The organism is Rhodoferax koreense (genome assembly GCF_001955695.1).
GTDB classification, from domain to species: Bacteria; Pseudomonadota; Gammaproteobacteria; order Burkholderiales; family Burkholderiaceae_C; genus Rhodoferax_B; species Rhodoferax_B koreensis.
Genome location: NZ_CP019236.1, coordinates 592,957 through 617,414, shown reverse-complemented (window position 1 = coordinate 617,414; position 24,458 = coordinate 592,957). Strand labels below are relative to the sequence as shown.

Here is a 24,458-nt window from a genome sequence, read left to right as displayed (position 1 = left end):
ACCATGAACGCCCCTGCCAGCCGTCGCCGCGCCGTCCTCGAAGACATCGAGCCGCGCATCCTCTACGCCGCCGATCATCCGGCCGCCACGGCCTTGGCGACGCCATGGCCGGCGCAGGAAACCGCAACGGCATCGACCGAAACGCAGCCCGCGCCGACGGCGCCGCGCGATGCCACCGAGCTGGTCTTCATCGACGAACGCGTGCCCGATGCCGAAATGCTGATCGCCGACATCACTGCGCAGGCCACCGCGGGCCGCCACATCGAGGTGGTGCGCATCGGCGCCGACGACGACGGCATCGCACTGATCTCCAGCACGCTGGCCGAGCGGGGCGACGTCGATGGGGTGCACGTGGTCGCGCACGGCAGCGAAGGCCGCGTGGTGCTGGGCGACACCACGCTGGACCAGCAGGCCTTGCTGCAACGCGCCGGTGAAATCGCCGGCTGGGGCGAACACCTGAGCGGCGGCGCCGATCTGCTGCTCTATGGCTGCGACGTGGCCCAGGGCGCCGACGGCCAGGCGCTGGTGCAGGGCCTGGCGCAACTGACGGGCGCCGATGTCGCGGCTTCGGTGGACCGAACCGGCCAGGCCAGCCTGGGCGGCAACTGGACGCTCGAGATGCAGACCGGCCACATCGAAGCCCAGCTCGCCTTCGACCTTCAGACGCAGGCACGCTGGCAGGGCGTGTTGGCCACGTACACCGTGACCAACACCAACGACAGCGGCGCCGGCTCGCTGCGCCAGGCGATCACCAACGCCAACGGCAACGCGGGCACCGACACGATTAACTTCAACATCGCGGGAACGGCGGTCCACACCATCACACTCAGTTCGGCACTGCCGACGATCACCGGCACGGTGATCCTGGACGCGACCACCGACAACAGCTTCGCGGCCAACGGCAACCGGCCGGCCGTCATCCTGGACGGCAACAACCTCAACGCCGACGGCCTGGAACTGGCCACGGGTTCGGGCGGCAGCACCATCCGCGGCCTGATCATCCGCAACTTCCAGGGCGACGGCATCCAGATCGACGCTGGCTCGAGCGGCAACACCATCGCTGGCAACTACATCGGGAGTTTGGGCAACAGCGGGAATGCGCAGGGCACGGGCAATGGCGGCGCCGCGATCGACGTGCTCGGCGCCAACAACGTGATCGGCGGAACCACGGGCGCAGACCGCAACTTGTTGTCCGGCAACGCCAATGGCGTTCTCATCGATGGCGCCTCCGGCACCGGCAACCAGGTCATCGGCAACTACATCGGAACCAATCTGGCAGGCACCGCCGCCATCGCCAATGCCGGCGATGGCGTACGCATCCAGAACGGCGCGTCCGCAAACACCATCGGCGGGGCGAACGCCAACCAGTGCAACATCATCTCCGGCAACGGCGATGACGGCATCCAGATTTTCGGCGAGGCCAGCGACAACAACGTCCTCAAGGGCAACTGGATCGGCGTAGGCGCCGACGGCGCAACCGTGCTGGGGAGCGGCGGTGACGGCATCTACATCGAGGACGGCCCGGACAACACCGTGATCGGCGGGCCCGGCGCGGGCGAAGGCAACTGGATCGCCGGCGTCAGCCACGTCGGTATCGAACTCGACGGCGCCTCCAGCGGCACGCTGGTCCAGGGCAACCGCATCGGCACCGACCTGACTGGCACGGCCAACTGGGGAGTGCAGCAAAACGGCATCCTGGTGGAGGACGCCGTGGCCCCCATCAGCGGGCCCACCAACAACCAGTTCCTGGACAACATCGTGGCCTTCAGCGGCCAGGGGGGCGTGTACACCGTCGCCATCAGCCAGTACGGCTCCGCCGGCACGGGCAACAGCTACATGCGCAACCTCGTGTATGGCAACACCGGCCTGGGCATCGACCTGAACGTCGACGGCGTCACGGCCAACGATACAGGCGACGCCGACACCGGGACCAACAACCTGCAGAACTACCCCGTGCTGACGCTGGCCCGCACCGACGAGGCCAACCAGGTGACGGTGGCGGGCACGCTCAACAGCACCGCGAACAGCTACTTCCGCATCGAGTTCTTCGCCTCCGCCAGCGGCAACAGCAGTGGTTACGGCCTGGGGCAGATCTACCTGGGCTATGCCGACGTGGCGACCAACGCCTCGGGCAATGGCAGCATCGCGGCCACGCTCAACGGCGTGGATGTGCCGGCGGGCTATGTGATCTCGGCCACCGCTACCAAGGCCACGAGCGCGGCCTATACCGCGTTCACCGACACCTCGGAATTCGCCAAGAACGTCGTGGCCATTTCCAGCACGCAGGCAGTGCTGGTCGTGGACACCAATGCCGATACGGTGAACGGCGACACCACCAGCATCTCTACCCTTCTGGCCAGCAAGGGGGCCGACGGCCTCATCTCGCTGCGCGAGGCGATCACCGCGATCAACAACACGCCGGCAGGCAGCCTGCCCACCCTGGTGAACTTCGCCCTTGCCGGCACGGGGGTGAACACCATCACGCTGGCCTCGGCGCTGCCGACCATCACCAAGCCCGTCGTCATCGACGCCACGACGGACGACAGCTTCGCCGCGCGCGGCAACGTGCCCTCGGTCGTGGTCAACATGAACGGCGTCGCCAGCAGCAGCCTGCGCCTGGGCGCGGGTTCGGGCGGCTCCACGGTGCGCGGGCTGGTGATCACCAACGCCACCGATGCCGCCATTTACCTCGACACCGGCTCGGACGGCAACACCATCGCCGGCAACTACCTAGGCTCCATCGACGCCAGCGGCAACCTCGCGACCGTGACCAACAGCAGCTACGTGGTCTACGTGGGCAGCGCCAACAACGTGATCGGCGGCAGCACCGCCGCCGACCGCAACGTCATCGCCCAGGGCAACGCGGGCTACGGCGTGCTGTTGTTCGGCGCCGGCGCCACCGGGAACGCAGTGCAGGGCAACTACATCGGTACCAATGCAGCCGGCACCACGCGCGTGACGGCGGCGGCCAACGCCGTGTCGATCCAGTCGGGCGCCGCCAACAACACCATCGGCGGCGCAGGCGCAGGGCAGGGCAACGTGGTCGCGACCGGCGCTGCCCAGGCGATGTTCCTCTCCGGCCAGGGCAGCGGCAACGTGATCCAGGGCAACCGCGTCGGCATCTCGGCCACGGGCACGCTGCTGGGCGGCCAGACCGCGGGCATCTTGATCAGTGCGCCAGGCGGCGTTCAGATCCTGGACAACTGGATCGGCGGCGGCACCGGCAGCGGCATCAGCCTCAGCAGCAACTCGAACGTGGTGCGCGGCAACCGCATCGGCACCGACCTGGCCGGCACGGCCAACTGGGGCGTGCAGCAGAGCGGCATCGTCATCAGCGGTTCGAACAACGTGATCGGCGGCACCAGTGCGGGGCAGGGCAACGTCATCGCCAACGCCAACCAGGCGGCGACGACCTTCGACGGCATCACCGTGTCCAGCGGCACCGCCACCGGCAACGCGATCCTGGGCAACAGCATCTACGGCACCGTCGCCGGCGCCAGCGGCCTGGGCATCGACCTGGGCACGAGCGGCGTGACGGCCAACGACACGGGCGATGCCGACACCGGCGCCAACAATCTGCAGAACTTCCCGGTGCTGACGCAGGTCACGACCGATGGCAGCGGCAACGTCACCGTCAGCGGCACGCTCAACAGCACGGCCAGCAGTTTCTTCCGCATCGAGGTGTTCGCCAACGCGACGAAGACCGCCAACGGCTACGGCGAAGGCAACACCTTCCTGGGCTTCATCAACGTCACCACCGATGCCTCGGGCAACGCCACCTTCTCCAGCACGCTGAGCGCCACCGTGGCGGCTGGCTTCTACATCACGGCCACGGCCACGGCGAGCGTTGCCGGTTTCGCCAGCTTCACTGGCACCTCGGAGTTCTCCGCCACCCTGCTGGCGATCTCCACCACGCAAACCACGCTGGTGGTCGACACCAACGCCGACACCGTCAACGGCGACACCAGCAACATCTACGCGCTGCTGGCCAACAAGGGCTCGGACGGTTTCATCTCGCTGCGCGAAGCGATCTCGGCCATCAACAACACGCCAGCCGGCAGCCTGCCGACGCTGGTCAACTTCAGCATCGCCGGCAGCGGCGTGCACACCATCACGCTGGGTTCGGCGCTGCCGGCGATCACCCGGCCCGTGCTCATCGACGGCACCACCGACACCGCCAGCGTCACCGGCAACGGTGGACGGCCAGCCATCGTGCTCGACGGGAACGGCCTCGGCGACCACGGCCTGACACTGACCTCCACCGCCGGCGGCTCCACCATCCGTGGTCTAGTGATCCGCAACTTCTTCGGCGCGGCCATCAGCGTGGAGGCAGGCTCAGACGGCAACACCATCGCCGGCAACTACCTGGGTGCGGTCGACGCCACGGGCAACCTGGCGCCGGCAGCGAACGGGTCCTACACGGTGCGCATCGCGGGGGCCAACAACACCGTGGGCGGCAGCACCGCGGCAGACCGCAACGTGCTGGGCACCAACGGAGACGGTGGCACGTACGGCCTGATCATCTCGGGCGCGACCGCCAACAGCAACCAGATCCTGGGCAACTACATCGGCATCGGTGCCGACGGCGTCACGGCGTTCAGCGGCGCGCAGGCGGGAATCACCGTATTCGACGGCGCCTCCAACCGCATCGAAGGCAATGTGATCGCGGCCGACGGCGACTATGGGGTGTACATCAGCACCGCGGGCAGCGGCACGGTGGTGCACAATAACCTGATCGGCACCAATGCGGCCGGCACCGCCGTGGTCAGTGCGCCCATCGACGGCATCCGTGCAGTCCAGGCAGGCGCCAACACCGTGTTCACCAACAACGTGATCGCCGGCGCCAGCCAGACCGGCATCCGCTTGGACGCATCCGCCGGCGGCGTCACGGTGCAGGGCAACCGCATCGGCACCGACGCGGCGGGCACGGCCAACTGGGGCATGCAACGCAATGGCATCGAGGTGGCCAGCAGCAACAATCTGATCGGCGGCACCGGCGGGGGCCAGGGCAACATCGTCGCCAACAGCAACCAGGCTGCGTCCACCTACGACGGCATCGCCGTGAGCGGCGGCACCGGCAACGCGATCCTGGGCAACCACGTCTATCACACCGTTGCCGGCACCAGCGGCGTGGGCATCGACCTGGGCACCAGCGGGGTGACGACCAACGACGCAGGCGATGCCGACACCGGTGCCAACAACCTGCAAAACTTCCCCGTGCTGACGGTGGCGCGCACCGATGGCATCGGCAGCTTCGAGATCAGCGGCAGCATCAACAGCACGGCGAACACCTACGTCCGCATCGAGCTGTTCGCCAACACCGGCGCCAGCGCCAGCGGCTACGGCGAAGGCCAGACCTGGCTGGGCTTCGTCAACGTGTTGACCGATGGCAGCGGCAACGCGAGCTTCTCGACCACGCTGTCGGCCACGGTGGCGGCGGGCGCCTTCATCTCGGCCACGGCGACCAGATCGGTGGCGGGGTATGGCAGCTTCAGCGACACCTCCGAGTTCGCGCGCAGTGTGGTGGCCATCCACACCACGCAGCAGAACGTGTTGGTCGTGACCACGGCGGCCGACACCGTGGACGGCGACACCACCAGCGTCTCTACGCTGCTGGCCACCAAGGGCGCGGACGGCTTCATCAGCCTGCGCGAGGCCTTGCTGGCCATCAACAACACGCCGGCCGGCAGCCTGCCGACGAAAATCAACTTCGCCATCGCCGGCACGGGCGTGCACACCATCACGCTGGGTTCGACCCTACCGACCATCGACCGGCCCGTGGTCATCGACGGCACGACGGACGACAGTTTCGCGGCCAACGGCAGCCGGCCCGCCATCGTCCTGTACGGCAATGGCGCCGTCAGCGTCGGCCTGAATCTGGGTGCGAACGCCGATGGCAGCACGATCCGCGGCTTGGTCATCAATGGCATCACAGGCCCGGCCATCCAGATCAGCGCCGGCTCGGATGGCAACACCATTGCGGGCAATTACCTCGGGAGTCTGCTGCCAAGCGGCGGCGTCGACAACGACCTCAACAGATACACCTATACCGGCGTCCTCATTGCGGGTGGCACGAACAACACCATCGGCGGTGTGAGTGCGGCCGACCGCAACGTGATGGCAGGCTTCAGCAATGCCGCCGTCGTCTTGCAGGCTGGCGCCACCGGCAACCACGTGGTGGGCAACTACATCGGCACGGATGCGGGCGGGACGCCGCTGATGTTCAACAGTGTCGGCGTGTGGCTCCTCGCGAACTCGCAGAATAACACGATCGGTGGCGTGAACCCCGGCGAGGGCAACCTCATCGCGGGCAATGCTGTCGGCGCGATTTTGATGCAGGGCGCGAACATTTCAGGCAACGCCGTCCTGGGCAACTCGGTGTATGCGAACAGCACCAATAGCCCGGCCATCGACCTCGGCTACGACGGTGTCACCGCCAACGACCCCGGCGACACGGACACCGGCGCCAACAACCTGCAGAACTTCCCGGTGTTGACGCTGGCGCAGACCGACGGCGCAGGCCAGTTCACCATCGCCGGCACGTTCAACAGCACGGCCAACAGCTTCTTCCGCATCGAGTTGTTTGCCAATACCAGTGCCGACGCGAGCGGCTACGGCGAGGGCCAGACCTATATCGGCTTCGTCAACGTGGCCACCGATGCCTCTGGCAACGCCACGTTCTCCACCACACTGTCGGCCACCGTGGCGACCGGCACCGTCATCTCGGCCACGGCCACCAGGTCCAATGCCGCCTACAACACCTTCACAGACACCTCGGAGTTCGCCAAGAGTGTGGTGGCCATCTCCAGCACGCAGGCGGTGCTGGTCGTGGACACCGCCAGCGACGCCCTGGATGGCGACACCACCAGCCTGTCCACGCTGTTGGCCAGCAAGGGCACGGACGGTTTCATTTCGCTGCGCGAGGCGCTCATCGCCATCAACAACACGCCAGCCGGCAGTCTGCCCACGCTGATCAACTTCGGCATCAGCGGCACCGGCGTGCACACCATCGTGCTGGGCTCGGCGCTGCCGCAGATCAGCCGGCCCGTGGTCATTGACGCCAACACCGACGACAGCTTCGCCGCCAACGGCAACCGCCCGGCCATCGTGCTGCAGGGCAACGGCTATGCCAGCGGCTGGGTGGGCCTGGACTTCGTCGGCGGCAGCGGCGGCAGCACAGTGCGCGGGCTGTCCATCCAGGGCTTCGACATCGCCATCTACCTGGAAACGGGCTCCGACGGCAACACCATCGTTGGCAACGACCTGGGGCCGATCCAGGCCGACGGCACGTACACCGCCGCCGCCGGGGCCCAGACCACCTGGGGCGTGGTGGTGCAAAGCGCCAACAACACCATCGGCGGCACCACGGCGGCGGACCGTAACGTGATCTCGGGCCTGCGGACGGCGGGCGGCGGCGTGTACATCACAGGCGCGGCGGCTACCGGCAACCGCGTGATCGGCAACGACCTGGGCACCGACGCCAGCGGCACGCCACTGGGCCTGGGCGGCGAGTCGGTGATCATCGCCGCCGGTGCGCAGAACAACATGGTCGGCGGCACCGGCGCGGGCGAAGGCAACCGCATCGCAGGCAGCAGCCTTGCAGGGGTCTGGATCACCCAGAACGGGACCACCGGCAATGCGGTTCTGGGCAACACCATCTACGCCAACGGCGGGCTGGGCATCGACCTGGGCCCGAGCGGCGTCACGCCCAACGACGCGGGCGACGCCGACACCGGCGCCAACAACCAGCAGAACACGCCGGTCCTGGCCTCGGCCAGCCTCGTGGGCAATCTGTTTCACATCACCGGCAGCCTTGACAGCGAGGCCAACAAAACCTACCGCATCGAGTTCTTCGGCATGCCCGACGGGAGCACGGATGGCAGCGGCCACGGCGAGGGCAACGTCTACCTGGGCGCCCTGGACGTGACGACCGACGCCAGCGGCAACGCCAGCATCAACGCCACGCTGGCCAGTGCCGGGCTGACATACGCCGCCTGGATCACGGCCACGGCCACCGAGAAGACCGGCGCCAGCAGCTACGGCTCGACCTCGGAGTTCGCGGCCAACGTGCAGACCGCCAACACGGCGCCGGCGCTGTCGGTGCCCGCCAGCGCGGCCTACACCGAGAACGCCGGCGCCGTGGCGCTGGCACCTGGCGCCACCGTGGTGGACACGGAACTGGCGGCCGCCGGCCACTATGCCGGTGCCACGCTCACGCTGGTGCGCAGCGGCGGCGCGCAGGCCCAGGACCTGTTCGCGGCCACGGGCGCGCTGTCGGCGTTGACGCAGGGTGCCAGCCTGGTCTACGGCGGCACGACCGTCGGCACCGTGACCACCAACACCAGCGGCACGCTGGTACTGACCTTCGACAGCAACGCCACCCAGGCGCTGGTGAACAACGTGTTGCGCGCCATCGGCTACGCCAACAGCAGCGATGCGCCTCCGGCCTCGGTGCAGCTGGTCTGGTCGTTCAGTGATGGCAACACGGGTGTACAGGGCAGTGGCGGCGCGCTGGTCGGCTCGGGCAGCACGACCGTCACCATCACGTCCGTGAACGACGCGCCCGCCGGGACCGGCAAGACCGTGACCACGCTGGAAGACACGGCCTACACCTTCACCGCCACGGACTTCGGCTTCAGCGATGTGGACGGCAACGCCCTGCAGGGCGTGCGCATCGCCACGGTACCCGGCGCCGGTAACCTGACACTCAACGGCGTGGCCGTGACGGCTGGCCAGACCATCAGCCTGGCCAACATCGCGGCCGGCAATCTGAAGTTCACGCCAGCAGCAAACGCCAACGGCACGGCTTACGCGAGCTTCACCTTCCAGGTGCAGGACGACGGCGGTACGGCCAATGGCGGCGTGGACATCGACCCGACCCCGCGCACGATGACGGTCGACGTGACGTCGGTCAACGATGCGCCAAGCGGTGCGAACAACACGGTCACGACGCTGGAAGACACGGGCTACGCCTTTTCTGCCGCCGACTTCGGCTTCAGCGATACCGACGGTAACAGTTTGCAGAGCGTCAAGATCACGACAACCCCGGGCGCCGGCAGCCTGAGCTTGAACGGCGTGGCCGTGGCGGCGGGCCAGAGCATCAGCTTGGCCAACATCACGGCGGGCAACCTGAAGTTCACGCCAGCGGCCAATGCCAGTGGTGCGGGCTACGCGAGCTTCACCTTCCAGGTGCAGGATAACGGCGGCACGGCCAACGGCGGCGTCGACATCGACCCAAGCCCCTGCACGATGATTGTCGACGTGACGTCGGTCAACGATGCGCCGAGCGGTGCGAACAACACGGTCACGACCACTGAGGACACGGTCTACACCTTCAGCGTCGGCGACTTCGGCTTCAGCGATGCCGATGGCAACAGCCTGCAGGGTATCAAGATCACGACAACCCCGGGCGCCGGCAGCCTGAGCTTGAACGGCGCGGCCGTGACGGCGGGCCAGACCATCAGCCTGGCCAACATCACGGCGGGCAACCTGAAGTTCACGCCGGCCGCGAACGCCAACGGTGCGGGCTATGCGAGCTTCACCTTTCAGGTGCAGGACGACGGCGGTACGGCCAATGGCGGCGTGGACACCGACCCGACCCCGCGCACGATGACGGTCAATGTGACGTCGGTCAACGATGCGCCCACAGGCAGCGACAAGACGGTCTCGACCCTCGAAGACACGGCCTACATCTTCACCGCCACGGACTTCGGCTTCAGCGATGTGGACGGCAACGCCCTGCAGGGTGTGCGCATCGCCACGGTACCCGGCGCCGGTAACCTGACACTCAACGGCGCGGCCGTGACGGCGGGCCAGAGCATCAGCCTGGCCAACATCACGGCGGGCAACCTGAAGTTCACGCCAGCGGCCAATGCCAGTGGTGCAGGCTACGCGAGTTTCACGTTCCAGGTGCAGGACGACGGCGGTACGGCCAATGGCGGCGTGGACACCGACCCGACCCCGCGCACGATGACGGTCAATGTGACGTCGGTCAACGATGCGCCCACGGGTACGGACAGGACCGTCGCGACCTTCGAGAACACGGCACATGTCTTCAACGTGGCGGACTTCGGCTTCAGCGACGTCGATGGCCATGCCCTACTGGCCGTGAAGATCACGACGGCGCCCGGTGCCGGCAGCCTGACCTTGAACGGCGTGGCCGTCACCGCAGGGCAGATGGTCGTCGCCGCCGACATCGCGGCCGGCGACCTGATGTTCACGCCCGCGGCCAATGCCAGTGGCGTGGGCTACGCCAGCTTCAGCTTCCAGGTGCAGGACAACGGCGGCACGGCCAACGGCGGCGTCGACATCGACCCGAGCCCCCGCACGATGACGGTCAATGTCACCTCGGTCAACAGCGCGCCAAGCGGTGCGAACAACACGGTCACGACCACTGAGGACACGGTCTACACCTTCGGCGTCGGCGACTTCGGCTTCAGCGATACCGACGGCAACAGTTTGCAGAGCGTCAAGATCACGACAACCCCGGACGCCGGCAGCCTGAGCTTGAATGGCGTGGCCGTGGCGGCGGGCCAGAGCATCAGCCTGGCCAACATCACGGCCGGCAACCTGAAGTTCACACCAGCAGCAAACGCCAACGGCACGGCTTACGCGAGCTTCACCTTCCAGGTGCAGGACGACGGCGGCACGACCAATGGCGGCGTGGACACCGACCCGACCCCGCGCACAATGACGGTGGACGTTACCCCGGTGAACGACGCACCAACGGTAGTGACCAGCGGCGGGACTGCCGGGTACGCCCGGGGCGGAGCCGCGGTCCTGATCGACGACGGCCTGCTGGTCGCCGACCTGGACGACGCCATGCTCCACGGCGCCAGTGTCGCCATCAGTGCCAACTATGAAAGCGGCCATGACAGGCTCGGCTTCAATGACCAGAACGGCATCACGGGCCATTGGGACGCCGGCACCGGCGTGCTCACACTGAGCGGAAGTGCGACGCTGGCCGCCTACCAGGCCGCGCTGCGCAGCATCACCTTCGCCAACGACAGCGCCTCGCCTGCCCCAGCCACGCGCACCGTGCGCTTCACGGTCGACGACGGCAGCGTTGGCAGCATCGCGGCCACGCGCGACGTGGTGCTTGCGACGCCGAACCGCGCGCCGACGATCACCAGCAATGGTGGCGGCGCCGACGCCAGCCTGTCCCTTCCCGAAAACAGCAGCGTCGTCACCACGGTCACCGCCACCGATGCCGACACGCCACCACAGCAGCTGACCTACAGCATCGCCGGTGGCGCCGATGCCGGCCGCTTCACGCTGGACGCCAGCACGGGCGTGCTGCGCTTCACGCAGGCGCCCGATGCCGAGCACCCCTCCGACGCGGACCACAACGGTGTCTACGAAGTGGTGGTGCAGGTGAGCGACGGCATGGCAAGCACGGCACAGGCGATCCGGGTGACGGTGACGGACGTCAATGAATTTCAAGTCTCGCCTCTGATCGACACCGACAACGCGCCCAATATCGTCGCCAGCCGTGTGGTGAACGGCGGACCGGTCGGCATCACCGTGCATGCATCGGATGCGGATGCCACGGCCGTGGTGTCCTACAGCCTGGTCGACAGCGCCTCGGGACGCTTCACCATCGACCCGACGACGGGAGTGGTCACGGTGGCCGACAGCCAGCGCCTCGCCGGCGACGCGCCGGGCGCTCCCTACGAGATCGTCGTGCAGGCCACCAGCAGCGATGGCTCCGCGCGCACGGCCAGCTTCCTGGTTCGGCTGCCCGAGAACGAGATCGCAGTGCCGGTGCGGCCGCCCCCGGTGGCGCCGCTGCCACAGCCACCAGCCGAGCCCGCCACCACCAGCCCTGCGGCGCCGGGCACCGAGGTCGCCACCGGCATTCAGGCGTCGGCACCGGACGCAATAGTGTCCGGGAAACCGGGCGCCGACGAGGGTGATCGGTCGGGACCGCCGGTAGCGCCGCTCGCCATCGCCGCGTCCCGAACCCAGCGCCCCCATGGCGCCGACTTGCAGAGACTGGCCGCGTTCCATCCTGTCGCCAGCCTCACCGAGCGCCGGGACCTCGCGCTGTCGCCAACCGACGCACTGCTCGAAGCGCTGGAGCGGCTGCGCGCCACCGCGAGCGGTACACGGCGCACCCCAGCGCCCGCGATCGAATTGGAAAGCAACCGGGGCCATACCGAGCTTCCCACCGGCGAGCCGGTGGTCGACGCGGTCTGGATCGGCAGCGCCGCGCTCTCGCTGGGCCTGGCGATCTGGGCCACGCGCGGCGGAGCCTTGCTGACCAGCATGCTCTCCACCACGCCGGCCTGGCAGAACTTCGATCCGGTCCCGGTGCTGCGGCGTCCCAAAGCCGACCTGGGCCGCGCCGGCCGGAACAGGGATGGTGCCCCCCAGAGCCAGGCGGCGGAAGACAGCATTGCCGCAGCGGAAAACACGAGGAGCGGAGATGATGCAAGCGCGGGGTGACGGCCTGAGGCCGCCAACGGGCCGGGAGTCCGGGAGCCCGTGGCCATGAGGCGTTGGATGCAGCGCCTGTTGAGCCCTGCGGTGCGCATCGCGCTGGGCCTGGTGTCGCTGATGATCACCCTGGTGCTGATCGGCGAGGTGTTCACTGGCTACCCGCCCGATCGCGAAGCGATGGCGCGCCGCTACCGTGCCCAGGTGGCGCGCATCGTGGGCGGTGAAGTGGTGCTCGCGTTGCGCGCGGGCGTGGACGCATTGCCCGCACCGGACGCCGCAGTGCAGCGCGCGCTGAAAGACGCGCAGCAACGCGAGCCCACGCTGCTGTCGGTACGCGTCATCGGCGCGGACGGCCGCCCCCTGGCGCAGGTGGGCGAACACACGCGCGGCTGGCGGCTGGCGCGGGAAGACCTGTCCACGGCCGACAACATCCGACTGCCGCTGATCTCCAACGGCAAGCCGTGGGGCGAAGTGCAACTTGTGTTCGAGCCGGCACTGCCCGTCACGCTACGCCAGTGGCTGCACGACCCGCTCGTCCGATGGCTGTTGTTCCTCGCCGGCGTGGGCTTCCTCGCCTTCGCGCTGTACCTGCGGCGCGTGCTGCGCCACCTCGACCCGAACGCCGCCGTGCCCGAACGGGTGCGCACCGCCTTCGACACCCTCACCGAAGGCGTGCTGGTGCTCGATCTTTCCGGCCGCATCGTGCTGGCCAACCGCGCGTTCTGCGATCTGCACCAGGAAGCCGCTGCGTCGTTGACCGGCGTGGACGCCGCCACGCTGCCGTGGCTGCTGGGCGCCCTGCCGGCCGACACCAAGGCACTGCCCTGGCGGCAGGCGGTGCAGCACAAGCGGGCCGTGCTGGGCATCCCGCTAAAGCTGGAGGCCGACGGGTTGCCGCGCCGCGAACTGGTGATGAACTGCGCGCCGATCACCGAAGGCCCGAACCAGGTGCGTGGCTGCCTGGCCACCTTCTCCGACGTGACCGAACTGCACGAGCGCACGGAGCGGCTGCAGGTCGCCCTGGGCGCACTGAGCGCCTCGCAGCGCGAGATCGAGCGGCAGAACGAAGAGTTGACGCTGCTGGCCACGCGCGACGCGCTCACCGGCATCTTCAATCGCCGCTCGCTGATGCAGCAGGCCGAACAGCGCTTCGCCGAGGCCAAGGCCGCCGGCGCCACCATCAGCTGCATCATGTGCGACATCGACCACTTCAAGCAGGTGAACGACAAGTACGGCCATGCCGGCGGCGACCAGGTGATCCAGGGCGCAGCCAAGGCGCTTTCGCGCGGGCTGAGGCTGGGCGACTTCGTGGGCCGCTATGGCGGCGAGGAGTTCTGCATCATGCTGCCCGGTGGCACGGCCGCGCAGGCGGCCGAGATCGCCGAGCGGCTGCGCGAGGATGTCGAGGCGAACCTGGGTTCGGCCCTGCGCGACCATGTCGGCGTGCAGGTCACGATGAGTTTCGGCGTGGCCGAGATCGGCCCCGATGTGCCCGACCCCGCCACGTTGATCGACCTGGCGGATCAGGCGCTCTACCACGCCAAGAAGAGTGGCCGCAACCGGGTCACGACCTGGTCACCCGCCCGGATGGCGCCCGCCTGACACCCGCCGCAGGGGTGGCCACCGGCCCGACTAGACCCCCTGTTCGCCGAAGATGCCGCTGGCGATGTAGACGCCGTCGTTGAGCCAGATCTGGAAGTCCATGTCGGGCAGGTGCCAGGCCAGCTGGCGCCAGGGCTGGTCCAGCCCGTCGAACGAGGTCACCGAATGCAGCGCCGCGGGCCACACGAAGAAATTGGTGAACCAGTTCCAGGGCCCGGCCCATTTGAGGCCCGAGGCGACGACACGCGCCCCGGGCTTGAGGTGGCGCAGCACCTGGGTGATGGCCGCGGGCTGCTGCAGGATGTCGTGCGTGAAGTGGAACAGCGCGGCGTCGGCCATCCCCTGGATGGGCGCGTTCGCCACCGGGCTGCACAGCAGCTCGACCTGCCCCCAGCCGCAGCCTGCCACCCGTGCGCGCGCCTTGGCCAGCATGTCCGGGCTCTGCTCGATGCCAATGACCCGGCCATGGGCGCCGAGCGCCTGCACCAGCGGGCCGAAACTCAGGCCGGTGCCACAACCCACGTCGAGCACGGTCTGGCCTGGCCGCAGGGCAAGCTGGTGGATCGCCTCGCGCCGGATCGGCTCCCACAGCGCCATCTCCAGGTCGTAGACATCGGCGCGCTGCCGGTACTGCGCCAGGGCCGCGGCGTGGGCCGTGGTCGCGGACGGCCGGTGCAAATCAGCGGATACGTGATGCAGCATGTCGACACCTCCTGGAACGGGCAAGCAGGAAATGCGCCCGCCCGGATCATGGTACGTCGTTCCAGACCATCCAAGCTGATACCCGTCAATTCAAGGGTGCTTTGGCGCACGCCGCGGCATGCAGCTCAAATCTCGATCTTCGAGCCCAGCTCCACGACGGAATTGTTGGGCAGCTTGAGGAAGTCGGCCGCGCCACTGGCGTTGTGGTGCATCTGCGCGAACAATTTCTCCCGCCACGGTGCCATGCCGCTGCCGATGGTGGGAATCACCGTGTCGCGCGACAGGAAGTAGCTGGTGGTCATGGTCTCGAGTTCGCAGCCGCGGTTGCGGATCTGCTGCAGCGCCTTCGGGATGTCGGGGTCGTTCTTGAAACCATAGTGGATCTTGACCTGCCAGCAGTCGTGGCCGAGCGACTCGATCTCCACCCGCTTGTCCAGCCCGATCCACGGCACCTCGTGGTTACGCACGGTGACGAACAGGTTGTGCTCGTGCAGCACCTTGTTGTGCTTGAGGTTGTGCAGCAAGGCGTTCGGCACCGTGCCGACCTCGGCCGTCAGGAACACGGCCGTGCCTTCGACGCGCGCGGGCGGGCTCACGAACACCGCTTCCAGGAACCCGGGCAGATCGATCGCGTCCTCGCGCAGCTTGTCGTTGAGCAGCTGCCGGCCTTCCTTCCAGGTGATCATCAGCATGAAGATCGCGCCGCCGATGAGCAGCGGGAACCAGCCGCCGTCGAACAGCTTGAGCAGGTTCGAGGCGAAGAAGGCGAAGTCGATCACGAAGAACACACCGGTGGCGGCCAGGCACAGCCACAGCGGATACTTCCAGGCGTGACGGATCACGAAGAAGGTCAGCGTGGTGGTGATCAGCATGTCGGTGCACACGGCGATGCCGTAGGCCGAAGCCAGGTTGCTCGACGACTTGAACATCACCACCGCCAGCACAATGGCCACGAACAGGCCCCAGTTGACGAAGGGAATGTAGATCTGTCCGGCCTCGCGCACATTGGTGTGCTGCACGTTCAGGCGCGGCAGGTAGCCCAGCTGGATCACCTGCTTGGTGACGCTGAAGGCGCCGGTGATCAGCGCCTGCGAGGCGATCACCGCGGCCAGCGTGGCCAGCAGCACCAGCGGCACCAGGGCCCATTCGGGTGCCATCATGTAGAACGGGTTCTTCACCGCCTCGGGCGTGCGCAGCAGCAGCGCGCCCTGGCCGAAATAGTTCAGGGTGAGCGCCGGCATGGCGATGGAAAACCAGGCCAGGCGGATCGGCTTCTTGCCGAAGTGGCCCATGTCCGCGTACAGGGCCTCGGCGCCGGTCACGCACAGCACCAGCGCACCGAGGATGATGAAGGTGATGACCGGGTTGTCCCACATGAAGCGCAGCGCGTAGGTCGGGCTCAACGCCCAAAGGATCACCGGGTGGTGCCAGATGTGCGAGATGCCGAGCACGGCGATGCTCAGGAACCACATCAGCGTGATCGGTCCGAAGAACTTGCCGATGCCGGCGGTGCCGCGTTTTTGCACCGCGAACAGACCGAACAGCACCACCAGCGTCATCGGGATCACGTACTTGTGGAACGTGGGCGAGATCACCTCCAGGCCTTCGATGGCCGACAGCACCGAGATCGCCGGCGTGATGACGCCGTCGCCATAGAACAGCGAGGTGCCGAAGATACCCACCAGCAGCAACCACTTTCGCAGTTGCGGCTTGTCTTTCACGGCCTGGGACGCCAGCGACAGCATGGCGATCAGGCCGCCTTCGCCGTTGTTGTCCGCGCGCAGCACCAGCACCACGTACTTGATGGAGACGATGACCGTCAGCGTCCAGAAAAACAGCGACAGCACGCCGAAGATGTTTTCGCGCGTGAATGGCACATGGCCCGAATTGAAGACCTCTTTGAGCGCATACAGGACACTGGTGCCGATGTCACCGTAGACGACACCGATCGCACCAAGGGTCAGCGCCGCAAGCGAGGATTTTGAACTATTCACTGACGACAGGGGCCCGTCTGTTGACCTCGGGAGGTCGGCGGGTTACCAGGAACTTGGGGAAGCGTATTTTGCGCTCGTGCCACGTGCCGCCCGAGGCTTTGTGGCACCAAAAAACCACAACCGAGGGTTTTGTTGCAGCGCAGCAACTGGCGCGGCACACGGGACTTGACGGCCGCCGCAGCGCGCCTGAAGCGGCCTACTCGTAGATCTCGGCGTCGGGGTCGGTGGCTTCGAGCTCGTAGCTCGCCGCGACCATGGCCAGCCGCGCGATCACGCCGTACATGTAGAAACGGTTCGGCACGGCAGCGCCGCCTCTCATCCCGACTTGGGGCAGGTGCGAACTCTCGGCGAAGGCCAGGGGCACGAAACTCGACCCCGGTGCGTTGAGGTTTTCGTCGGTGCCGCGTTCGGCGTGCACGCGGTAGAAACCGCCGACCACGTAGCGGTCCATCATGTAGACCACCGGCTCGGCCACGCCCTCGTTCATGCGTTCGTTGGTCAGCACGCCTTCCTGGATGATCACGTCGTGCACGGTCTGACCGTCCTTGATGACGCCCATCTTGTTCTTGCTCTTGCGGTTCAGCGCTTCCAGGTCCTTGACGTCGCGCACCGTCATGATCCCCATGCCGTAGGTGCCGTTGTCGGCCTTGACGATCACGAACGGCTTCTCGTTGATGCCGTATTCCTTGTACTTGCGGCGCACCTTGGTCAGCAGCGCGTCGACATTGGTCTGCAGGCAGTCGAGGCCGGTGCCGCTGGCGAAATCCACCTCGCCGCACTTGTTGAACATCGGATTGATCAGCCAGGGGTCGATGCCGAGCAGCTTGCCGAAGCGCTTGGACAACTCCTCGTAAGCGCGGAAATGGTTGCTCTTGCGGCGCACCGACCAGCCCGCATGCAGCGGCGGCAGCAGGTATTGCTCGTGCAGGTCTTCCAGGATGCCGGGCGCGCCAGCCGACAGATCGTTGTTGAGCAGGATGGTGCAGGGATCGAAATCCTTCAGCCCCAGGCGGCGCTTGCTGCGGATCACGGGCTCGAGCAGCACCTTCTCGCCGGTGGGCAACTGGATCTCGGTGGGCTCCTTCACCTCCGGATTGATCGAGCCGATGCGCACGTTCAGCCCGGCCATGTTGAAGATGCGCTGCAGTTGCGCCACATTGCTCAGGTAGAAGGTGTTGCGCGTGTGGTTCTCGGGGATCAGCAGCAGGTTCTTCGCCTCGGGGCAGATTTTCTCGATGGCGGCCATGGCCGACTGCACCGCCAGCGGCAGCATCTGCGGGGTGAGGTTGTTCCAGCCGCCGGGGAACAGGTTGGTGTCCACCGGCGCGAGCTTGAAGCCGGCGTTGCGGATGTCGACCGAGCTGTAGAACGGCGGCGTGTGCTCCATCCATTCGAGGCGGAACCAGCGTTCGATCGCCGGCATGGAGTCGAGGATGCGCTGCTCGAGCTCATTGATGGGGCCGGTCAGGGCGGTGACGAGATGGGGAACCATGCGGTCTTCTTCGGCGAAGGGGAGAAAGGAACGATTCTAGGACCTGGGGCCCGTGCAACCGCTGAACACGTTCCATCTGGGGGCGACCCTGCGCTTCGACAAGGTCGAAGCCGCGCGTTAAATGTCGCCGACCTTGTCGCTGGGGAACTTGAAGGAATCTTTCAGCAGGTAAGGCATCGGCAGCGCGAGGTTGATGCCCTTGGGCGGAATCGGCTGCTGGAACCACTTCGCGTACAGGCCGTTGATCTCGCCGCTCAAAATGACGCGCCGCACCTCCTGGTCGACGACCTTTTTGAACGCCGCATCGCCCTTGGGCAGCATGATGGCGTAGGGCTCCATCGTCAGCGGCTTGCCGATCACCTTGTAGTCGTCGGGTTTGGGCGCGTTGGCGCGCAGGCCGTACAGCAGCACGTCGTCCATGGCGAAGGCCGCCGCCTTGCCCTCGGCCACCATGGCGAAGGCCTGGGTGTGGTCCGGCGCTTCGGCGATGGTCATCTTCAGGCCGAGATCGTCGTTGAGCCGCCGCATCACGGTCACCGACGTCGTGCCCTTGGTGGAGACCACGGTACGGGCCGCCAGCTGGTCGATCGCATTGAGCTGCGCATCGGTGCGCACCAGCAGGCGCGACGACGAGATGAAGTGGGCGATCGTGAAGTCGACCGACTTGCGCCGCTCGGCGGTGTTGGTGGTCGAGCCGCATTCCAGGCTGGCCTGGCCTTCGCTGATGGCGGCGATGCGTGCCGCCGGCGTCACCAGCAGGTATTTCACCTCCAGCCGGTCCAGCTTCAGTTCGCGCCGGATCGCCTCCACCACCTTCAGGCACAGGTCGATGGAATACCCCACGGGCCGCTTGTCCTGGTCGAGGTAGGAGAAAGGAATCGAGGCGTCGCGGTGCGCCAGGGTGATGCTGCCGCTGGCGCGGATCTTCTCCAGCACATCGGCCCGGGCGGGCACCGCCGCGAGAGTCAGGACCCCGGCCAGGAAGCTGCCAATGCCGGCAGCGCCAACCCACTTGGAGAAAGTTTGCATCGGGAGTCCTGCGAACAAAAACATAATGTTACGTCCACCCGTGCCTGCAAGAAAAGGGCCAGACCGCCCTTTCCGCTCCCACTGTCTTTTAGCCGCGAATTTCGCCCTCGCCCAGCACCACGTATTTCAGCGAGGTCAGGCCTTCCAGCCCGACCGGGCCGCGCGCGTGGAACTTGTCGGTGCTGATGCCGATCTCGGCGCCGAGCCCGAATTCGAAGCCGTCCGCGAAGCGGGTGCTCGCATTCACCATCACGCTGGCCGAGTCCACCTCGCGCAGGAATTGCTGTGCATGCAGGTGGTCGCGCGTGAGGATGGCGTCGGTGTGGTGGCTGCCGTATTGGTTGATGTGCGCGATCGCCTCGTCCACGCCTTGCACCAGCTTGATGCTGATGACCGGCGCGAGGTATTCCTCGTACCAGTCTTGTTCCGTGGCGTTCGTGACGTTCGCGCCGGCCACGGCGGTCCGGATGATCTCGGCCGCGGCCGCGTCGCACCGCATCTCCACACCCTTGGCCGCATAGATCGCCGCGATCTTCGGCAGGAACGCCGCCGCCACGCCGCGCGCCACGAGCAGTCCCTCGGCGGCATTGCAGGGGCTGTATTTCTGCGTCTTCGCGTTGTCGGCCACTGTCACGGCCATGGCGATGTCGCAGGGGTCGTCCACATAGACGTGGCAATTGCCGTCCAGGTGCTTGATCACCGGCACCTTGGCCTCGCGGCTGATGCGTTCGATCAGGCCCTTGCCGCCGCGCGGAATGATCACGTCCACGAACTGCGGCATGGTGATGAGCTGGCCGACGACTTCGCGGTCGGTGGTCTGCACCAGTTGCACCGCGTCGGCGGGCAGGCCGGCATCCGTCAGCGCCTGCTGCACCAGCCGCGCCAGGGCCTTGTTCGAATCGATGGCTTCGGAGCCGCCGCGCAGGATGCAGGCGTTGCCGCTCTTGATCGACAGGCTGGCCGCCTCGATGGTCACGTTCGGCCGGCTTTCGAAGATCATGCCGAACACGCCGATCGGCACCCGCATCTGGCCCACGCGGATGCCGCTGGGCTGCTGCTTCAGGCCGGTGATTTCGCCGATGAGCTCGGGCATGGCGGCCAGTTGCTCGCAGCCTTGCGCGCAGGTCTCGAGCACCTTCGGCGTGAGCTTGAGCCGGTCCACCATCGGCGCCGGCAGGCCGGCAGCGACGGCGCGCTCCAGGTCCTTCGCGTTGTCGATCTGCAATGCATCCACATTTGCGCGCAGCAAGGCGGCAAGCTGTAGAAGTACTTTGTTTTTAATAGCGGCTGGCGCACGTGCCATCTGCGCGGAGGCCACTTTGGCTTGCAAACCGAGGGTTTGGGCGTATTCGGCGATGTTCAGGGCGTTCATGCCGCCATTTTCGCCTCAAACGCGGCGGCTTGCCGTTCGCGTTCCCAAGCCCACGCGCTCAGCGCGCCGGCTGCGCCGCACACTCGCGACACACCATCATTGCCAACCGGTGCAGCGCCTGCCACGGGTCGGCGGGCCAGTCGGGCTGCTTCAGGCCCTTGACGATGCCGTCCACCTGGTGCGCCGCCTGCAGCAGGCGCGCCAGCATCGGTGCGGTGAGGCGCGGCAGCACACGTTCGAACAGACGCTCCTTCGCGCCCCAGACACGTTGCTCGCGCAGCGCCATGGGCAGCGGCCGGCCCGCGGCCATGGCGTCACGCACCCGCTTGAGGCTGCGGATGTCTTCGGCCAGCGTGTAGTGCACCAGCACCTCGGCCTCGCCTTCGGCGCGCAGGCCGTCGAGCATGCGCTGCACCCGCTGGGCCTGGCCGCCGAGCACGGCTTCGGACAGCTTGAACACGTCGTAGCGCGCCACGTTGAGCACGGCGCTCTCCACCTGCTCGGCACTGAGCTCGCCTGCGGGATACAGCAGCGCGAGCTTCTGGATTTCCTGGTGGGCGGCAAGCAGGTTGCCCTCGACGCGGTCGGCGAAGAACTGCAGCGTGCGCTGGCCCGCCTCGCCGGCCGCCACGCGCTGGCCCTGGGCCTGCAGCCGCTGGGCGATCCACACCGGCAGCGCCGCACGCTCCACGGGCTCGACCTGCAGCGTCACGCCGTTGCCGTCGAGCGCGCCGAACCAGGCGCCGGTCTTGGTCATCTTGTCGAGCTTGGGGCAGATGACGATGGTCAACGTGGTGTCGTTGCCTCGTGCGAGCCGCGCGATCTCTTGCAGCGCGGTGCTGCCGTCCTTGCCGGGTTTGCCAGACGAGATGCGGATCTCGACCAGCTGTTTGTCGGCGAATAGGCTCAGCGAACTGCCCGCGGCCAGCACCTCGCCCCAGTTGAAGTGCGCGCCCGCCACGGTGTGCGAGGTGCGTTCGGTGAAGCCCTGGGCACGGGCTGCTGCGCGGATCGCGTCCACCGCCTCCTGCACCAGCAGCGGCTCGTCGCCGTGCACGGTGTAGAGCGGCTGAAGGCCGCGCTGGAGGTTGGCGGCAAGCTGGGCGGGAGCGATCTGCATCCGTGGAGTTTAAGGTGCTGCCTCAGAGCTGGATGGTCGACAGCAGCAGGCTGGTCTCGGTCTGCGAAATGCCGTCGAGCAGGCGGATGCGGCTGAGCACCTGGTCGAAACCCTCGAGCGAATCGGCGCGCAGTTCGGCCGCGATGTCCCAGCGGCCGTTGGTGGTGTGGATGGCGCCCACGGCCGGGTCACCGCGCAAGGCGTTCAGCACCTTCTGCGTGCGGTTGCCTTCGACGGCCACCGTCATCCAGGCGCGGATGCGTTGCTCCTCGACCTGCGGCTTCAGGCGCAGCGTATAGCCGACGATGGTGCCATCGGCCTCGAGCCGGGAAAGCCGGTTCTGCACCGTGCCGCGCGCCACTTTCAGCGTCTTGGCGAGGCTGGCCACAGGCGTACGGGCGTTGTCGCGCAACAGGCCGATGAGTTGTCGGTCCAGGTCATCCATGAAGGTCCTTGTACAAATCGACAGATGTCTTGGTCATTTTGCCTTGTTAACCTCAAGGATTGCACAGTTTTCTGGCTATTCATTGGCGCGCCAGCCCGGGAGAATTTGCGCTTGGCATCACAACGACGGAGGCCGCGATGGTCAATTACATGGGTGTGGAGAGTGTGCGCAAGCTGGTGGCGCAGGTGGGTTTTGCGCCGTTTCTGACGCAGCTCGTTGCGGAGATCGAGACCGACTACCGGCGCTGGGACAAGTTCGACAAATCGGCCCGCCATGCGATCCACTCGAAGGTGGGCGTGATCGAACTCATGCCCACCAGCGACGGCGAGATGTATTGCTTCAAATACGTGAACGGCCATCCGAAGAACACCGCCGAAGGCCTGCTCACCGTGACCGCCTTTGGCGTGCTCGCCGATGTGGACACCGGCTATCCGCTATTGATTTCAGAGCTGACATTGACGACTGCGCTGCGCACCGCAGCCATGTCGGTGCTCGCCGCCAGGCACCTGGCCCGGCCCGATGCGCGCGTAATGGCGCTGATCGGCAACGGCGCGCAGAGCGAATTCCAGGCGCTGGCCTTCCACCACCTGCTCGGCATCGACACCTTGCGCCTGTATGACACCGACCCGGCCGCCAGCGACAAGCTCGAGCGCAACCTCGCGGCGCTGAACCTGCCCGGCCTGCGCGTCGTCCGCTGCGCCTCCACGGCGGAAGCGGTACGCGGCGCCGATATCGTGACCACGGTGACGGCCGACAAACGCAACGCCACCATCCTGTTGCCCGAGATGATCGAGCCCGGCATGCACCTGAACGCCGTCGGCGGCGACTGCCCGGGCAAGACCGAACTGCATCCTGCCATCCTGCAGCGCACCGACGCTCGCGTGGTCGTCGAATTCGAGCCGCAGTCGCGCATCGAAGGCGAGATCCAGCAGATGCCCGCCGAATTCCAGGTCACGGAATTCGCCAATGTGCTGCTGGGCACGGTTGCCGGGCGCACGACTGCGGCCGAAGTCACGGTGTTCGATTCCGTGGGTTTCGCGCTCGAAGATTTCTCGGCGCTGCGCACGCTTTACCGGCTGCTGCAGCAGAACCCGCGGCTGGCCCAGCCGATCGACCTGATTCCGGAAATGGCCGATCCGAAAAACCTGTTCGGCGTGCTGCAAAGTCCGGCTACGATGACACCCAAGCCTCACCCCACCCTGGAGTCCGTGACCGCATGAACACCACGCCTGGCCGCCCTCCTCACGCCCCCACCGCCGTGCTGATCGGCGCCCCGACCGATGTGGGTGCGGGCCACCGTGGCGCCTCCATGGGGCCGGAGGCCCTGCGTGTGGCCGGGCTGCAGCCCGCGCTCGAAAGCCACGGCCTTCAAGTGATCGACAGCGGCAACCTCAGTGGACCGAACAACCCCTGGAAGCCCCCCGTCGACGGCTACCGCCATCTGCCCGAGGTGGTGTTGTGGAACCAGGCCGTGTTCGATGCGGTGTACGGCGAACTGGCCCAGGGCCGGCTGCCGATCCTGCTCGGCGGCGACCATTGCCTCGGCCTGGGCAGCGTGAGCGCGGTGGCGAAACACTGCCGCGAGACCGGCAAGAAGCTGCGCGTGTTGTGGCTCGACGCGCATGCCGACTTCAACACCAGCGAACTCACGCCCAGCGGCAACGTGCACGGCATGCCGGTGGCCTGCCTGTGCGGGCTCGGCCCGGCCGAACTCACCGGCCTGGGCGGCCACACCCCGGCGCTGCGGCCGGACCAGATTCGCCAGATCGGCATCCGCAGCGTGGATGAAGGTGAAAAACGCCTGGTGCACGAGCAGGGCCTCGAAGTGTTCGACATGCGTTTCATCGACGAGCACGGCATGCGCCACGCCATGGTGCAAGCGCTGGCGGGCCTGGACGACAACACCCACCTGCACGTGAGCTTCGACGTGGATTTCCTCGATCCGGAGATCGCCCCCGGCGTGGGCACCACGATCCCGGGCGGCCCGACCTACCGCGAAGCCCAGTTGTGCATGGAGATGATTGCCGACAGCGGCTGCCTGGGCTCGCTCGACATCGTGGAGCTCAACCCCGCGCTCGACGTGCGCAACAAGACGGCCGTGCTGGCCGTCGACCTCGTCGAATCCCTGTTCGGCAAGAGCACGCTGATGCGCGAGCGCGATCGACGGTGAGTTGAATTTTCCGGGGCCGACCCGGACGGTAAATTGCCAATTCTGGATAACGCGGACCTGAGCGCCAGTGATTCAATCGAGTTCCCCAGAG

The 24,458-nt window shown here is 67.0% G+C and carries 11 protein-coding genes; 4 read left to right on the top strand and 7 right to left on the bottom strand.

All coding sequences use genetic code 11. The features are described from left to right. Positions 1-3 precede the first annotated feature (3 nt). Positions 4-12,447, top strand: a complete 12,444-nt coding sequence (locus RD110_RS02935) for a DUF4347 domain-containing protein (RefSeq protein WP_076196553.1) — start codon at positions 4-6, stop codon at positions 12,445-12,447. Between the two features lie 45 nt (positions 12,448-12,492). Continuing rightward, positions 12,493-14,043: a GGDEF domain-containing protein gene (locus RD110_RS02930; protein ID WP_083686075.1), complete on the top strand. Its 1,551-nt coding sequence runs from the start codon at positions 12,493-12,495 to the stop codon at positions 14,041-14,043. Positions 14,044-14,073: 30 nt separating this feature from the next. Here RD110_RS02930 and RD110_RS02925 read toward each other — a convergent pair whose 3' ends face one another. From RD110_RS02925 to RD110_RS02895, 7 genes are all read right to left on the bottom strand, one after another. After that, complete coding sequence (locus RD110_RS02925) at positions 14,074-14,745, bottom strand: class I SAM-dependent methyltransferase (RefSeq protein WP_076196549.1); 672 nt, start codon at positions 14,743-14,745, stop codon at positions 14,074-14,076. Positions 14,746-14,870: 125 nt separating this feature from the next. Next, positions 14,871-16,739 carry a potassium transporter Kup gene (locus tag RD110_RS02920; RefSeq protein WP_076196547.1) on the bottom strand — a complete coding sequence of 623 codons (1,869 nt, stop codon included), beginning with the start codon at positions 16,737-16,739 and terminating at the stop codon, positions 14,871-14,873. 196 nt (positions 16,740-16,935) lie between these two features. Then, positions 16,936-18,231 carry a glutamate--cysteine ligase gene (gshA, locus tag RD110_RS02915; RefSeq protein ID WP_076196545.1) on the bottom strand — a complete coding sequence of 432 codons (1,296 nt, stop codon included), beginning with the start codon at positions 18,229-18,231 and terminating at the stop codon, positions 16,936-16,938. Positions 18,232-18,348: 117 nt separating this feature from the next. Then, on the bottom strand, positions 18,349-19,260 hold the full coding sequence (locus RD110_RS02910) for an amino acid ABC transporter substrate-binding protein (RefSeq protein ID WP_076196543.1): 912 nt from the start codon (positions 19,258-19,260) through the stop codon (positions 18,349-18,351). An 88-nt stretch (positions 19,261-19,348) separates the two neighbouring features. After that, positions 19,349-20,632, bottom strand: a complete 1,284-nt coding sequence (locus RD110_RS02905) for a glutamate-5-semialdehyde dehydrogenase (protein WP_076196541.1) — start codon at positions 20,630-20,632, stop codon at positions 19,349-19,351. A 58-nt stretch (positions 20,633-20,690) separates the two neighbouring features. Further along, positions 20,691-21,752: a DNA polymerase III subunit delta gene (holA, locus tag RD110_RS02900; RefSeq protein ID WP_076196539.1), complete on the bottom strand. Its 1,062-nt coding sequence runs from the start codon at positions 21,750-21,752 to the stop codon at positions 20,691-20,693. Between the two features lie 22 nt (positions 21,753-21,774). Beyond that, positions 21,775-22,197 carry an Lrp/AsnC family transcriptional regulator gene (locus RD110_RS02895; protein WP_076196537.1) on the bottom strand — a complete coding sequence of 141 codons (423 nt, stop codon included), beginning with the start codon at positions 22,195-22,197 and terminating at the stop codon, positions 21,775-21,777. Positions 22,198-22,334: 137 nt separating this feature from the next. Here RD110_RS02895 and RD110_RS02890 point away from each other — a divergent pair, with 137 nt between their 5' ends. Next, positions 22,335-23,417, top strand: coding sequence for an ornithine cyclodeaminase (locus tag RD110_RS02890; protein ID WP_076196525.1), 1,083 nt, complete (start codon positions 22,335-22,337; stop codon positions 23,415-23,417). Continuing rightward, the gene (rocF, locus tag RD110_RS02885; RefSeq protein ID WP_076196523.1) at positions 23,414-24,367 is read left to right on the top strand and encodes an arginase; all 954 of its coding nucleotides are present in this window, start codon (positions 23,414-23,416) and stop codon (positions 24,365-24,367) included. Before RD110_RS02890 ends, rocF begins: the two co-directional genes overlap by 4 nt. The last annotated feature ends 91 nt before the right edge of the window (positions 24,368-24,458 follow it).